We start from the raw sequence: 15,954 nt of genomic DNA, 5'->3' as shown, positions 1-15,954 counted from the left end.
CGGTCAGTTATCCTGACCGGTGTTTTTCCTGTTATGTCAGTAAGTTAATGTGTATTTGAAAAATTACTGATTCCGGTAAATTATTTTTTCGGTGTTCTGTACTCGTTCTCAATTAACTGGGTCACCAAATCGGTGATCGTCATTTCATAGGTTTCAGCTAATTCTTCCAGATGTTTTTTTACTTCATCATCCAGACTGCAGCTCAGTATTTTTTTATTTTTTTGTTTTTTCCGGAAAGAGCGCTGCTGCCATGCCTTTTTAAGAGAGTATAAAAAATACTTCTTCCCTCCGGGATTATCATTCCATGCCCGCAGGGCGGCATAAAAACAAATATATTTATCTCCGGAACTTTCGGGGTTAAAGAACCGGAGAGGCCAGACAGGTATCTTTATATTATCGACAGAGTAGTTACAGATATAATCCCATATCCAGTTACAGGCATCATCATCATCCTTACTCAGCCATTTTATATTTTTTACTGCTGTGAAGGATTTTATCCATTCATCCTTAAGAATATTTATAACATTTTCTTTTTCACCAAATTCCAGGCTGATATGATCAAATATAGTCTGGAAATCGCGATACATCTCTTCAGTACTGACATGATTATCTTTTATACCAAATTTTCTTTTGATGTATTTTATTTGCTGTGACACAGATGGATTTCTGAATTCATTATCACTCAACCAACTATTAGCAGCAGGTTTTAATGCTGTTGCCTGTTGAATTGCCTGAGTATATTTATCATTTATGGAGGTTAATGGCTTTATATTATTTAACATTGCCCAGCAATATGCAGAAGCAATGCTGTCTTCTTTAATCCATTCAAACTTTTCAATACTGATAAGATTATTGTTCACATGATTTAAAACTTCATTGGTAAGGTGATCGTAATTACTGTTCGCCATGCCAATAACTTCATTTATTAAATCTCTTAAACGTGATTTGTCATTTCTGTCACCTGAGAAATATTTATTTTCAACCCATTCAAATCTGGGCTCTGTTGACATGAAAAATACAAAAACACCCGCTTTTCTCAGGTCTTTCACTTTCAGCAACTCATCAATCTCATAGTTTTTATCGTTCATAATCTGTTCATACCGCGTAGTCAATGTGTCGTTATTGTAGTTTGTTTTGGTCTCTAAAAAAGTGATATTGTCGTGGTAATGTATAGTATAAATAGTTTTATAGTCTTTTTTATGAGTTAAAAATGAAGTGTTTTATCATGTAATTTATATATTTATCCTGAAAATGCTGGGTCAGGCAGTATTTTTTATAGGAAAAAATGATGCTAACGGTTACTTATCTTTTTTCCCGTGACTATTTCTGTGAGGAGACTAACTTTCAGATATCTTGTTCATCGTGAAGCCTGCTGCAAATGCTGTCTGTGCATACTGTTTTAATAAACTCAGGTAACAATCAAAAAAGGATTATTTATTATTATATTAATCTTACCCGGTACTCTCTGTATCAGGTTAATATTCACCTCTGTTCTTACGATAACCCTTTCATTATTGATAACCCCATCCTTTTATCGAATAAATAACCAAACATATTGAATGACACTCCTGTTACTGATACAGATGATAGTGACATTATCATGAATTACTGATTCATCTTCATAAACAATAACTTTTGTTAATTAATCTCAGTGGTGAGTTCACTTACTGTCCACATCTGAGGTATCACTCAGAATAAATGCGGTTAATCACATTTAAAACCCGCCTGTTGTAGATATAGGGGGCAGTAAAAAAATAAAAGCTTCTCTCTGTCATATGAACAGAAACACCATCATTAATCAGAGGGAATTAATAATGAAAGACGATATAACCTGTGAAATACTGGCGCTGTCACAAACCTACAATAATGGCACAGAGATTACTGATGATACTACAGACCGTGAATCACTCCGACTGATAGCGTTGTATACCACTGCATTAATTAAAAGAAAGAGTCAGCCTGCTCCTTTTAAAGAGTGCTGCTTTGCTAATAAATTACATATCAAGGCCACTAAAACCGGTCAGTTATTTTATGAATTAATACAAAACATTCTTTCTCTTTCCCGTGTCACCGGTAACCGTCGTAAATTACATCCGGTTATTCCGCTGATTGTTTCTCTTGCTGATAAATATCATATCCGTCCTGTTCCGGTGCTGTCGGAATACCATCCTGACTCAGAGGAGGATATTAAACAGTTAAATGAAGCCTATTGTGAATTTATTCAGTCCATGGACAGTAAAGAGTATAAAACTGCTGTCAGTTCCTTTAAGAACAGTGCCCGCAAGAATTACCGGTTATGTTGCCGCTATATTGAAAACCTGTTTGAACACCATGCGAAACTGCTGGTGGTACGGACAGACCTGTCTTACGGGAAACGGGTCAGTCATAAAGTTACAGCCCGGGATTTAACCCGTCACCGGATTGCCCTGTATAAAGCAATACAGCGGTTACCCCTGTTTAAACACTGCGTCGGTTATATCCTGAAACTGGAATACGGTCGTGAGAAAGGCTTTCACTACCACTGCCTGTTTTTCTTCAATGGTCAGCACGTCAGACAGGATGTCACAATAGCCCAGCTCATCGGTGAGTTTTGGCAGGAAACCATCACCGAGGGACAGGGGATCTACTTTAACTGCAACCGCTATAAATCAGATTACCGTATCTGCGGTATTGGCATGCTGCACCGCAGTGAGAGCCTCCGGCGGGAAGGCCTGATGACCGCTGTGAATTATATCTGCAAAACAGACCAGTGGGTGAAACTGCAGGTACCGGGGATCGACCGGACATTCTGGCGGGGAACCATCAGAAACAAACGGCGTAAAACACGCCGGTAAATCTTTTTTTACAGACAAGGGGAATCATATAGAAGTGATATCCGCTGCATCATCGATAGCACTTCTGCCTTTTAAACCTACAAAGACAGGAGATCCCCCATGAATACCATCAATACCACCACAGCCCCTTCTCCACTTGACGAACCACTCGTGGACATGAAATTCATCACCCAATTTACCGGATCAACGGATAAGTGGTTTTACAAGCAGATACAGGAGGGCAAGTTTCCGAAACCTATTAAACTGGGACGCAGTTCCCGCTGGCTGAAAAGTGAAGTAGATACCTGGCTGAAAGCCCGTATTGTGGAGTCCCGTGAAGAGAGTTGAAATGTAACGCATCTATTGATTGAATAGGGGGTACAAGAATGATTGTTTAGGATGAACTATATATGGAAATTACTGATTTAAGTAACGCTAGAAGTAATACTGTCAATAAACTACTTAACAACCCTGAATTTTCCAGCTTGTTGATTGAGCATGGTTGGTCTTCGTTTCCAGCGCGTTTTTTAAAAGCTGTCGCCAACGCGAATGATACCTCCACCGAAGTTCTGCTCGATATGCTGCCTTCATTATCACTTGATATGAAAATAAAAGTGGCTCAGCAAAGCAAACACCCGTTTATTGTTCCATGTATGATTTGGCCTGAACTGGTCATGCGCTGGCAACCCTGGCAATATAGCAGCGAGGTTTTGGCCTGGCAGGAATTAGTTTCTAAATATTCAAAATGGATAATCGGTCTTTCTAGCAAGCCAATGGCTTCCGTTGCTGACCAACATAGAGCAGATGAAAGGGTATACACCGACTACTTTATGGATCCCGTTGGACCAATCATTGACAAGCTGGAAGAGAATCCTAACTGGCCTTCATGTTGGCCTAATATAGCTGTTCATCATCCCGATATTGCTGTTCGGGAAAGTATGGTTTACCGACTGGTAGATCCGCCTCATTCATTGCTGTTATCTCTTACAAAAGACCCATCACATTTAGTCAGAAATGGCATTATTGCTTGTTATCATAATAATGAGCCTTTGATGAAGCTATTAATGCATGATAAAAATCTCTGGATTATCAGTGAACTTGCGGAATATTCATCCTCTGCTTTCATTCTGGACTATCTCTGTCATTCAATGAATCTAAACATTTTGCGAAGCCTTGCGCACAACCGAAACTTTATTTCGGATCGTTCGCTATCTATTGTTTGGAAAGAATTAGTGCAGCACCCCTATGTTTTTACAATGGATAGCTTCACTGTGATGAGTTCACTCACTTCTGATGGCTCGATAAATTGGCAGGCATATAGTCAATGGTGCGAACACTTTGCTGATGCGTATCCCGACTTGCGCATTGCAATGCCACCATTCAGAAATTACATTCCTGATGACCTGAAAATGGGGATCACAACTCGCTACTGTGATTACGCCAACAGCTTATTTCAGTTTAACTGTTCGATTGCAATGAGCCCATTAACCCCTGAGCCTATCTTGCACCTCTTCTGCTTATGTCCATTTGAGAAGTTAAGAATGGAGGTTGCACTAAACCCAGCACTACCAGACCAGTTGATTAAATTATTACTCAATGATCCATCTCCTGAAGTCGTCGCACAAATACTGGAACACCAAACGGTTTATGTACAACAACATCCTGAAGTGTTTTCGGGACTCATCATTAATGCCGTGCCCGAAGAAAGATGTGCGATGGCGGAAAGTGAGCATTGCCAACCTTCTTTACTTGAAAAGTTAAGCCATGATAAAGATGAAAGAGTAAGGGCTGCTGTGGCGGGTAACGATAAAACGCCCACAGATGTACTGGCCGCTTTAGCACAAGACCATAGCACAGATGTATTATCGGCATTAGTCAATAACTCGAATACGCCTGATTCTATCAGGGAAGGTTTATTTGAGGTTGATGAATTTGACGTGCAGTATTCATTGTTACATTTTTATCATTTTGAACGAACCGAGCTTTTAAATAAATTTGCGCATCATCCTTCTTTAGAGTTTAGAGAGATGCTGGTCAGGCAACCTTATGCTGCTGCCAGCCTGCTTACGACTATGTCGCAAGATAGTTCAGTTAAGGTAAGGCGTCGGGTGGCAAAGCACCAAAATACGCCCGAGACAATTTTAACTGATTTACTCAAAGATAAAGATGAAAAGGTGGTAAAATTTGCAGTTTATCAACTGAAAAAACGAAGGCATACAGTTGAGAAATAAACTTGGCAATATTAATAACTCGGTTCTTATTCATATGATATTTTACCAAATTAATGCGGTTAATCAGGTAATAGTACTGGCTGCATTGATAAAGCTGCGTCCTGCAATAAATGGATTTTTGAATCTCTTTGGTCACCAAATAAATGAGTGTTCTGTGCAACTAAATCAGGACACTTTTCTTAAGAAATTTAGTTGAATGAAGAAAATGCTGTTATTGCTGACTATCAATAACCGGCATGCAAAACGTATGCTGATATTCCGGCTCCTGACAACATTCTGCGCCATCTGTTCTTGGCACGATGGCTTTACTATTTTTTTGCCATCGCCTTGATGATAATTTACTGTTTATCTCAATGTTGTTTTTCTGAACTATTGTCAGAGAATATCAGTCAGTGGAATATCCTGATTTCGTCCGTCTTTTCCGCCATATTCAGTGCTGAAAATCCGGTCATTTTTATCTCATGGCCTGATTTTCAGTTTTTGTTATTGTATTTTATGATGTTATGGTGTGGTTACATTTTGTTACATATTTTATTTCTGTGATCATACGGCGAGTGGTGTTTTTTCACATAGTTTACAGTATGTTATACGGATATGTTAAATTTTATGATGATTATCGCTTTTTTTGATCTGACATATTTCACTGTACCAGCCTGTTATTCTGACTCATCTCAGCCGGATATCCTGTTTTTGCAACGATTTTAACTTAAGTTATACATCCTGTGAGATACAGCACCGCCTCCCGCCTTTACAGGCCCGTAAGTGAAATTTATGCTTTAACCCGTTCACACCATGCGCACCGGCTGATGACAACATACTGTCAGATAACTCACGGTTATCATTTATATTATAAGGAATTTACCATGCCAACTCCGTGCTATATCTCCATCCAAGGTAAAACTCAGGGTAATATCACTGCCGGTGCGTTTACCGCTGAATCCGTCGGCAACATCTATGTGCAGGGGCATGAAGATGAGATGCTGGTGCAGCAGTTTGACCATATCGTCACCGTCCCGACGGATCCGCAGTCCGGTCAGCCATCCGGCCAGCGTGCGCACCGTCCGTTCAAATTTACCGTGGCGCTGAACAAAGCGGTTCCGCTGCTGTACAACGCCCTGGCCGCTGGTGAAATGCTGCCGAAAGTACAGCTGAAATGGTACCGCACCTCCGTTGAGGGCAAGCAGGAGCATTTCTTCACCACCTCTCTGGAAGATGCGACCATCGTGAATATCGACTGTAAAATGCCTCATTGCCAGGACCCGGAAAAAACGGATTACACCCAACTGATCGAAGTGTCACTCTCTTACCGCAAAATCGACTGGGAACACACCGTTGCAGGCACCTCCGGTGCTGACGACTGGCGTGCGCCAATCGAAGCGTAATAAGCTGAATCACACCCTGCATTCCCAGCGGAATGCGGGGTGTTCCTGTCTTTTTTCTGATCCGTTCCGGAGCAGGTATGTTTGCTGAAGATCCCAAAAAGAAGCAGGCCGAAAACGCCGCGCTGAAAGACTCTCTTGTTCAACAGGCCGGTGATATCGCGATGGATAAAGCGGCTGAATCACTCTCCGCACCTGCTCAGAAAATAGTGGCAGCGACACGTCAGGCACAGGCGGCAGCGTCGCAGATACCATCTGCTGTATCTGCTGTGAATACCGCCAGCCTGATCCCAGGTGGCGGATTTACCGGCGGCCTGAACAGCACCACCTCCGGCAATATATCCGGGCTTTCCGGCACTGCCGGTGATATCGCTGGTGCTCTGTTCTCCGGTCGTTCGCCGTCGGGATTAGTATTCACCTGTAAAATCGGCCGCTTACCGGAGCAGACTTTTCAGGTCACGGAGTTTTCCCTCAGTGAATCCCTTTCCTCGCTGTTCTCGCTGACCATCAGCGCGGTCAGTCTCCTGCCGTCGATCACATTTGAGGATCATCTCGGCTCTGCTGCCTCACTGACGGTCACCCGGGACGGCGTCAAAGTCCGTACCGTTCAGGGATTGCTGGCCTCTGCCGAACAGGGCAATACTGACGGCAATAAAACCTGGTATCACTTTCTGATCCGCCCGGAAATGTGGATCATGACACTTAATCAGGACAGCCGTATTTTCCAGAAGCAATCCGTGCCGGAGGTGCTGGCCACATTGCTTAAAGAAGCTCACGTCAAAAATGACCTGAAATTCTATCAGGACGAACTGCATCAGAAGCGGGATTACATCACCCAGAAGCGTGAATCCGCTTATGAGTTCTGGTGCCGTCTGGCCGCAGAAGAGGGTATTAACTTCTGGTTCGAGGAAGGCCCGAAACTCTTTTACAGCGACAACCATCTCGGCATGACCGCCGGTATCAATCTGACCTACAACCCGCAGGCAGACACGGATATCAGTGACAGCACTGCTTTTTCCTGGCGCTACGCCGAACAGTTGTGCAGTGATGTTATTATCCAGAAAGATTATAACCCGGAACGCCCGTCGTATCTGTTTAAACATGAAGTCACCGGCGACGTGCATAAACAGCACCCGGTGTATGAAAGCTATGGCCGCTATCGCGACGACGAGACAGGTAAACCGTTCACGCAGCTGCGCTATGAGCAGTCACAGAACCAGCGCCAGAACGGTACTGCAGGTACCAACTGCTTTGCGCTGATGCCGGGAAAAATCTTCACCCTGAAAAACCATCCGTCTGACAGCATGAATAAATCCTGGCAGGTGATTACGGTCAACCATCACGGTATCCAGCCGCTGGCGGATAACGGCGGCGGGGAGGGAACCAAATTCAGTAACACCGTTCAGTTTATCCCCGGCACCCGCGAATGGCGCCCGCCGTTCCGTTTCCGCCCGCAGGCGGACGGTGACGAGCTGGCAACCGTGGTCGGCCCGGAAGGGGAAGAGATTTACACCAACGAGCAGGGCGCGGTAAAGGTGTATTTCCACTGGGACCGCTACGGTAAGCCGGATCACAGTGCTTCCTGCTGGGTACGGGTGGCGATGGGCTGGAACGGCGGCGGCTATGGTTTCTCTGCCGTGCCGCGTATCGGCCAGGAAGTGATCGTCTCTTATCTCAACGGCGATATTGACCGCCCGATTATTACCGGCTGTACCTATAACGGCCGTAATTCACCGCCGTCGGCATTCCCGGGCAGTAAAACACAAACGGCTTTCCGGACAAAAACCCACAAAGGCGAGGGATTCAACGAACTGCGCTTTGAGGATGAAAACGGGAAGCAGCAGGTCTTTATTCATGCCCAGCGGGATATGGACACGGTGGTACTGAATGACCGCAGCACGCTGGTGAAAGCGAATCACAGTGAGCTGATTGAAAAAAATCAGAGTATGACGGTCAACGGCCACCGCAAAGAAGAGATCGGTGAAAATAACAGTGAAACAGTCGGAAAACATAAATCGGTGACAGTGGGAAATACCCTGTCAGTGACCGCCGGTGATGTGATCGAACTGCGCTGCGGTGCCAGCGTATTACGGATGGACAGCGCCGGGCGGGTAACGATCAACGGCACTGAATTCAGCTTCGAAGCCAGTGGTCCGGTGCAGATCACCGGCAAAGACATTGATTTGAACTGAGGAGGGGATCAGATGGAATTTCGTAACCTGACACCATTTTCAGTGATGAATTACAAAATGCTGGATACGGATGATATTGAGCATCATGTCATTGCGATGAAAGTGGGGTATGAATTAGTGTCCGGCGGTAATAACGGGGACTATACCCCTCGCCTGCTGACGGATTTGGCACTGGTGTCTGAGGATCTGTTTACGGGGAATCTCAATACATCATCTGTTTTGATCGAAAGTGATCTGGCTCCGTTCAAGCCCCGCTGTGATGTTCTTGTTAACGGAATTGCCTATGCGCCGGATGATGTTCCGGCGGAGTCAATAGTTGTCTCATTGCTTATGACAGACCGGCATCACAGAGTATTAATCGAAAAATCCCTGCGCTGTTTCGGGGAGCGTCAGTTTGTGCTCGATGAAAACTCAGGTGAATGGCAGTTAACGGCTCCGGCTGCGGTACGTCAGTTACCGGTTGATTACCGCTATGCGTTCGGCGGGGAATGCAAAATTTACGGACATGATGCACTCAGTCGTCCTGTCGCCGAAGAGGCATTACTTTCTGATATCCGGCGTGCTGCCCATCCGGAAAAAGAGTCGGCACCGGTAGCTCACAGTACGGAAGAGCATAACCCGCTGGGGCAGGGATTTATAACATCATGGTATCAGCAATCCCTGAATGTTACCGCGTTTGCCGCACCTCAGTCTGAATCTCCGGAATATCCCGTCACTGTTGGGTGGGTCGTGTCACAACTCAATGATGAGCAACTGCCGCACGGTATCGCCGGTTTTGGTGCTATAGGCAGGGCATGGCTGCCCCGCCGGTTGCTGGCAGGAACTTATGATGAAACATGGCTGAATCAGCGTCATCCTTATCTGCCGCATGATTTTGATTTTGGTTACTGGAACTGCGCGCCGGAAGATCAGCAAATCGCCTATCCGGCGGGTGATTTCTCCCTGACTCTGACTAATTTAACGCCCGGTGGCATTGTCCGTACAACCTTACCGGGACACCGGCCGTTTGTTTTACTGAGAATGGCGGAGGGACAGCTTATCCCTCTTAAACTCAATCCGGATACGATTGTGATTGATACTGAAAAACTGCAACTTTCCCTGACTTACCGCTTAGTTTTTGAAGCGGATCTGCCCGTACGGGTATGTGAAGCCCGTTTTGAAACGGATCCTGCTGCGCCGCTGGTCCGTTTTGCCGAACCTCAGAAGGAATTGACCCATGGCTGATAACTACCTGGCCCGCCGGCAGGGTGAATGGCTGGTGATTAGTCTGATACCGGATGTGTGTAAAACCCCGGTGGGATCATCCACACCGCCGATCCCCTATCCTGTGATTGCGAAGCTGGAAACGTCGGCTTCGGTGGTGTCGTCAGTCAGAGCTAATGGTCATCCCGCAGTGGTCTTTAATCAGAGCTTTATTCCGGCCACCTTAGGCGATGCCCCCGGTGTGGCAAATGGCATTAAAAGCGGGACTGTCGGCGGAAAGTGTTATCCGAAAGAACATTCAGGCAGTGTTTGTGCAGGGAAAAAACGGATTCTGCGTCACGGCGATAAATTCTGGATGAACGGGAGGTAGAAAAGTGCAGGAAATGAAAGTGTTTGCATGTTTTTCAGATAACTGTACATCTTCTTCAGTTCAAATTCAGGAGGAATACGGAAACCTGGAGTTACCTAATGTTAATGACCGGGAAAAATATGGTGATTATGTACAGGTTCTTGAATATGAAAATAATGGAAGATCTGAAGTTTTAATTTTTGCCAGGCAGAATGACGACGATATAAAAATTTATAAATATGATATTGATACCGGAGAAGATAAAGAGCAGATAGTTACAGCGGAAGAATATGATGCAGCTCTGGACAGGATAAGCAGTTCACTTCCCCGTTCAAAGGATATGCTTTATGCCAATAACCCGGCAAACGGAAATACCATCGGTGTCATCACTGCACAGGCCAGAGCTGCTGCCGTTTCCCCACAGCAGGCTAACCCTGCGGTGATCGCTGAGACGGCCGCTGAGCAATACAGACTTATCGACCCCACAATAACTTTATTGTCCGCAGAAGATGCGGAAAGAGTACGTCAGTGGGCGGAAGAGAGAAAAGCGGAATTAACGGCCTGGGCAACTCAAACCGGTAATGAAATTTCGGCTGCACTGGATTCGCCTTTTGAGGGAATCAGCGGAGCTATAAAAGACACCTGGAATATTGTGCCTGATGTGCTCGATTTAGCGTATGCAGGGGCTCAGATTATTGAAATCACTGCCAGTACCCTGGGGGCAAAAATTGCAGGACTGTTCAGTGATAAATGGGCAAAAAAAGCGGAAGAGCATGCAGATAGTGTAAAAAGTCAGCTGGGTTATTCGGCATTTAATTTTGCCAGATTTGAAAATCTGTCTGAAGCCGAAAAAGGCGGGGCATTTCTGGCGATGATAAATCCGCTGGGGTTGGTAAAAGCAACAGGCCGGAAGCTGGAAAAAGAAATTGCAGAGGAAGCAGCTGAAATTATCAGCAAAAAACCGTCCGCCGGAGGGGTAGTGAAACCCCGTGAAATTCCGCCGGATAAAACACCGGATACTCCCGCAGCAAAAGTCAGTGAAGATACGAAAAAAACACAGTCTGGCAGTGACGGTAAAGGAACGGATAATAATAACCGTCATGTCGGTGGTGACCCGGTGGATTTGGTCAGCGGGGATTTTATTCAGTCATGGCCGGTTATCTGTATTCCCGGTCTGCTGCCGGTTGAACTTACCCGGACATATTACTCCGTCCAGTCAGCCCGGGGACTTTTCGGTGAAAAATGGGCAGATGACTGGTCAATGTATCTTGAGATACATGATGACACTGCTGATTTTCAGGATCCCGGCGGAAACCGGTATACCTTTGAAATATCCGGTGATGAAGTCCGGTCACGAAACTTACGTGCTCCGTACTACCTGCTGTCAGGCAACCGGAAAACGGGGTTACAGATACAGGATAACCGCCGTCAGCGGGTATATCACTTTGAACCGGCACCGGTATTGCACGGCCGTCTGATCAAAATTACCAATTTACAGGGTGTTGCCTTACATTTTCATTACAATGAAGGCCGGCAGCTCAGCCACCTCTCCCGCGATGACGGATTCATAATCCGGCTGCATTATCAGCAACATCAGCTGACGCATATTGATTATACCTGTGATAACCGGACACAGCGGCTTGTTTCATGCCGGTACGATAATTCCGGCTATCTGAGTGAGTGTGATGCTTTTCAGCAAAACCACCTTTGGCACAGTTATACATCAGAAGGATGGATGACCGGATGGCAGGATTCTGACCAGACCTCGCTGGCGGTTACTTATGATGACCGGGGGCGTGTGATACAAACGCACTCTGACAGCGGATACTGGTGTGACCGTTTTGTTTATGACGATACATTACGGCTCAATACCTATATCGACGGTGAAGGCGGGCACTTCCGTTACTATTACAATGAAGATAACCTGGTGGTACGCACACTTGATCCGTCAGGCCGGGAAACCCGTACAGAATGGCGTGATTTTCAGAAAATCAGTGAAACCAATGATATTGGTGAAATCACGCGGTATGTTTATCATGCCGACGGATTACCGGCACAAATTTATCTGCCGGATAACCGCAGGATTGGCTGCGAATACAATGATAACGGACAGCTCACTCGCTATATCGCACCAACAGGAGATGAGTGGCGGCTGAATTATGATACTGCCGGTAACCTGATCTCTGAGACTGATCCGCAGGGCCGTGTTCAGATGTACGAATACAGTGTGCATGGTGAATTACTGAAAGCCGTTTCACCTGACGGGGCGCAGTGGCGGTATGAATATACGTCTGCGCATCAGCTGAGCAGAAGTATCAATCCGTATCTGAACAGCACGGAGTATCAGTTTGATGAACTGGGACGCCTCACCCACCTCACGGATGCACTGAATAATACCACCCGTTATCACTATGATCCGTCTCATGCGGGGGTTAACTGCAGTACCAGTGATATTTTCCTGCCTGACGGCGTACATCAGCATATTGATTATGACAGTGAACGCCGGGTGGTGGCGGTCACTGACGGCGAGGGCAAAATAACCCGTTACCGTTACGGACCGTTTGACCTGCTGCTGGCGATGGTCCGTCCTGACGGTACAGAAATCCGCTTTGAATATGACAGCCTGACGCGGCTGAAAAAAGTGATTAATGCGGCCGGGGATGAATACCGCTATGAGCGGGATAAAGCCGGGCAGATTATCCGCGAGACCGATTTTACCGGCCGGGAGATTCAGTACCGTTATGACCGGCTCGGCCGCCGCACGGCCACCCGTTACCCGGATCAGCATGAAATCCGCTGGTCGTACTCTCCGGAAGGGCTGATTACCCGGCAGGATATCTGGTTTGATGACGGCACACGCAGTGAACTGAAATCCGTCACGCACTATGAATATAACGCCCGGATGCAGCTTATCCGCGCCGAAAATACGGATGCAGTCACGGAGTTTGAGTATGACGCCGCCGGGCGGCTAATCTGTGAAAAAATCAATGGCCGTGAGATTGAGCATGAGTGGGACGCACAGACAGACCGGCTCACACAGACCCGGTTCGGGTCGCAGTCGTTACAGTATCAGTACGGATTACAGGGCGAACTGACGCAGTTTCAGGCCGGAAAACACCAGCCGCTGCAACTGAGCCGCAATGCGCTCGGGCAGGAATACCTGCGTCACAGTCAGTCCGGTTTTGCCTCATCACGCCATTACACGGCAACAGGCATGCTGGCGCATCAGACCGCCGGGCGCGGCTCGGACTGTTATCTTCAGGCGTTGCGGGACAATCCGGTACAGCCGCCTGCCGCCAGTGATGTCAACAGGAGCTGGCAGTATGACAAAGCCTATAACATCACGGCGATTGATGACCACCGCTGGCGCCGTATGCAGTACCGCTATAATCAGAATGACCAGATTGAGAACACGTCCTTCGGCGGTTTATACCCTCAGACAGCGCAGTTCAGCTACGACATCAACCTGAATATCCGTCAGCAGACGCTGATACCGGGGGAGGCGCAGGGGGCCCTGCATCAGTTATCGCAGCAACAGCAGGCGGCGCGGGTGGTCCGGCGTACCACGGCAACCGGTCATTTTGATTATCACTACGATATCAGCGGACGGCTGGAACGGAAAACCGAGCACCGGAACGGCTTCCGCCCGCGTGAATGGTGTTACCAGTGGGACACCTTAAATCAGCTCACATCCTGCTTCACTCCGCAGGGTGACTGCTGGCGTTACACGTATGATGCCTTCGGCCGCCGTCTGAGCAAATATCAGGTGGTAAATGCACAGGAACCGGTACATTTTCAGTACCTGAACCAGCCCCCGGTGGTCCGTGGCCGGCAGTATCTGTGGTCCGGCAATCAGATGATTGAGGAAGCGCCGGTGTATGCGGACGGCACGGTGGCGCATGACGCCGGGATCCAGTGGCTGTATGAACCGGGTGCGCTGACTCCGGCAGCGCGGTATGAAAAAGGGAAACTGCATTACCTGGTCACCGACCATCAGGGCACACCGCGTGAAATCTTCACGGAAAGCGGGACGGTCAGCTGGGCAGCAAGACCGGATACGTGGGGACAAATGGCGTTCTGGAGCCTGAAAACCAGTGCCAATGACCCGAATTACACCGAATGCCACTTCCGCTTCGCGGGACAATATGAAGATGCAGAAACGGGCTTGTACTATAACCGGTTCCGCTATTATGATAAGGACACGGGACAGTACATCAGCCCCGATCCGATAGGGCTCGAAGGCGGCTTTAACCCGTATGGGTATGTGCATTGCCCTGTGGGCTGGGTAGATCCGTTTGGGTTGGCGGGGAGTTCATCTGTTGATTTAGTTCAAAAAGTCAACGGAAGGAATCCAATAAATAGTAAATATGCTGGTCAAGTATATCCAGTAGAGCTATTACCACTTGAAATTAGAGGAAAATATCCGCATAGCGTGCCTTTCACCTTAACTGGGTTTCCTGATTTCTCACGTTATGCGATAAAAAATGTCAGAATTACTCTTGGTAATTCTAGAGCTGTTGACTTTGCGAGAGCAGATAAAATTGCGGGATACAGCAAACAAAACCCAAGGCCAGCTAACTATACTTGGCATCATGACAAAGATACGGGATATATGCAGTTAGTTCCAACAGATATACACGGCGCAGTAAGGCACACTGGTGGGATCGCAAATGGAAAATAAAGTGAATACAGTAATTATTGATTCTGATCTACCATTAAATGAGCTCGACATTAGTCAAATAAGAGCTATGGTTAATTATTTAATACCAACTGAATACATTGATTTTATTAAAAAATATAACGGTGGCGTACCTGAACCAGACTCATTTAATATACAGGAAATTGATGACGCATCTACTATAAATCGCTTTCTTGGTGTGAAGAAAGAAAAAAACCGAGATAGCGATATATTTTATTTTTTTAATGTATATCAAGATAGAATGCCGTCAGGGTATTTGCCTATAGCATATGATGTTGGTGGTAATCTTATTTTAATTAAGTTAGGAAGTAGTGATGATGCAAAAGTATTTTTTTGGGATCATGAATTAGAGGTCGATGAGGATGAAGAGCCTACTTTAGAGAATATTTACTATTTGGCAGATAGCATTAATGATTTTTTATCTAGCTTGTTTTTAATTGAAGTTTAATATTATTGATGAGTTATCCATAATTAAATGATTAACTCGCATCCGCTACGGCGTACAGCTCATACATATCCTGCTGCGCTGGGAAGGCTGACTGATTAACCCATAAGAAAACCCACAGTATTTATTGCCAGGAAGGGCTGAACCTGCGGACAAAGCGGTCTCAGCGATATGTCACAGCCGGGCACAGACAGCTGCGTCCGGCTGTGACGGTGTAAGTATCCCAATAAAGCACCCAATTCACTTTCAGAGATCTTCATCCATACTCGTTAGATACCTTACATATTTTATAATACAAAAAATAAAATACACAGCAATAGCCATCTTTACGTTTACACGTAAAGATGGCTACTAAATATTACTTAAAATTCACATTAACAACATTATCCAAACGCCCCTCCAACTCGTCCATGTAGTCTGTATAGCACTGCATCATTTCTTTGCGTCCATCGAAATACTGAGCATGGTCATACGTTCCCCGAATAGAGTTTTTATCAACGTTGGCAAGCTGTGTCTCAATCCCAGCAGAGTTATAGCCCTTTCCATACAAAACAGTGCTCGTCGCGTGGTGAAAAACCCTTGTAAGCACTACGAATCAATTCTGTTTATTGATATCCATTGGGTGGTAATCCCCCCATTTTTA

10 protein-coding genes and 2 pseudogenes are annotated in these 15,954 nt (G+C 46.1%); 10 read left to right on the top strand and 2 right to left on the bottom strand.

Going from position 1 to position 15,954, the window contains the following annotated elements; all coding sequences use genetic code 11:
* Positions 1-80: 80 nt before the first annotated feature.
* Entirely contained in the window at positions 81-1,088 is a 1,008-nt protein-coding gene (locus tag U868_RS0114425) for a hypothetical protein (RefSeq protein WP_025153905.1), read from the bottom strand.
* Positions 1,089-1,814: 726 nt separating this feature from the next.
* Between U868_RS0114425 and U868_RS0114415 the strand changes: the two genes are divergently transcribed.
* The 10 genes and pseudogenes from U868_RS0114415 to U868_RS25335 form a co-directional block, all read left to right on the top strand.
* The gene (locus tag U868_RS0114415) at positions 1,815-2,834 is read left to right on the top strand and encodes a YagK/YfjJ domain-containing protein (protein ID WP_025153904.1); all 1,020 of its coding nucleotides are present in this window, start codon (positions 1,815-1,817) and stop codon (positions 2,832-2,834) included.
* Positions 2,835-2,933: 99 nt separating this feature from the next.
* Entirely contained in the window at positions 2,934-3,161 is a 228-nt protein-coding gene (locus U868_RS0114410; RefSeq protein ID WP_025153903.1) for a helix-turn-helix transcriptional regulator, read from the top strand.
* A 62-nt stretch (positions 3,162-3,223) separates the two neighbouring features.
* The gene (locus U868_RS0114405) at positions 3,224-5,044 is read left to right on the top strand and encodes a hypothetical protein (RefSeq protein WP_025153902.1); all 1,821 of its coding nucleotides are present in this window, start codon (positions 3,224-3,226) and stop codon (positions 5,042-5,044) included.
* Between the two features lie 863 nt (positions 5,045-5,907).
* Positions 5,908-6,426, top strand: a complete 519-nt coding sequence (locus U868_RS0114395) for an Hcp family type VI secretion system effector (RefSeq protein ID WP_025153900.1) — start codon at positions 5,908-5,910, stop codon at positions 6,424-6,426.
* 77 nt (positions 6,427-6,503) lie between these two features.
* Entirely contained in the window at positions 6,504-8,615 is a 2,112-nt protein-coding gene (locus tag U868_RS0114390) for a type VI secretion system Vgr family protein (RefSeq protein ID WP_025153899.1), read from the top strand.
* A gap of 12 nt (positions 8,616-8,627) precedes the next feature.
* Positions 8,628-9,839 carry a DUF2169 family type VI secretion system accessory protein gene (locus U868_RS0114385; protein WP_025153898.1) on the top strand — a complete coding sequence of 404 codons (1,212 nt, stop codon included), beginning with the start codon at positions 8,628-8,630 and terminating at the stop codon, positions 9,837-9,839.
* The gene (locus U868_RS0114380; protein ID WP_025153897.1) at positions 9,832-10,188 is read left to right on the top strand and encodes a DUF4150 domain-containing protein; all 357 of its coding nucleotides are present in this window, start codon (positions 9,832-9,834) and stop codon (positions 10,186-10,188) included. The genes U868_RS0114385 and U868_RS0114380 overlap by 8 nt, the downstream gene beginning before the upstream one ends.
* Positions 10,189-10,507: 319 nt before the next feature.
* On the top strand, positions 10,508-14,848 hold the full coding sequence (locus U868_RS23675; protein ID WP_240182724.1) for an RHS repeat-associated core domain-containing protein: 4,341 nt from the start codon (positions 10,508-10,510) through the stop codon (positions 14,846-14,848).
* Positions 14,838-15,314 (top strand): SMI1/KNR4 family protein, encoded by a 477-nt coding sequence (locus U868_RS0114370; RefSeq protein ID WP_025153895.1) that lies wholly within the window; start codon positions 14,838-14,840, stop codon positions 15,312-15,314. Before U868_RS23675 ends, U868_RS0114370 begins: the two co-directional genes overlap by 11 nt.
* Positions 15,315-15,348: 34 nt before the next feature.
* Positions 15,349-15,523, top strand: a pseudogene (locus U868_RS25335) (IS3 family transposase); the annotation flags it as partial.
* Positions 15,524-15,669: 146 nt separating this feature from the next.
* Here U868_RS25335 and U868_RS25990 read toward each other — a convergent pair.
* A pseudogene (locus U868_RS25990) lies at positions 15,670-15,885 on the bottom strand (integrase); the annotation flags it as partial.
* Positions 15,886-15,954 lie beyond the last annotated feature (69 nt).

Origin of the sequence: Morganella morganii H1r (assembly GCF_000633515.1) — a bacterium.
GTDB lineage: Bacteria > Pseudomonadota > Gammaproteobacteria > Enterobacterales > Enterobacteriaceae > Morganella > Morganella morganii_B.
The sequence above is the reverse complement of the archived record's forward strand: the minus strand, read 5'-3'. Positions and strand labels throughout refer to the sequence as shown.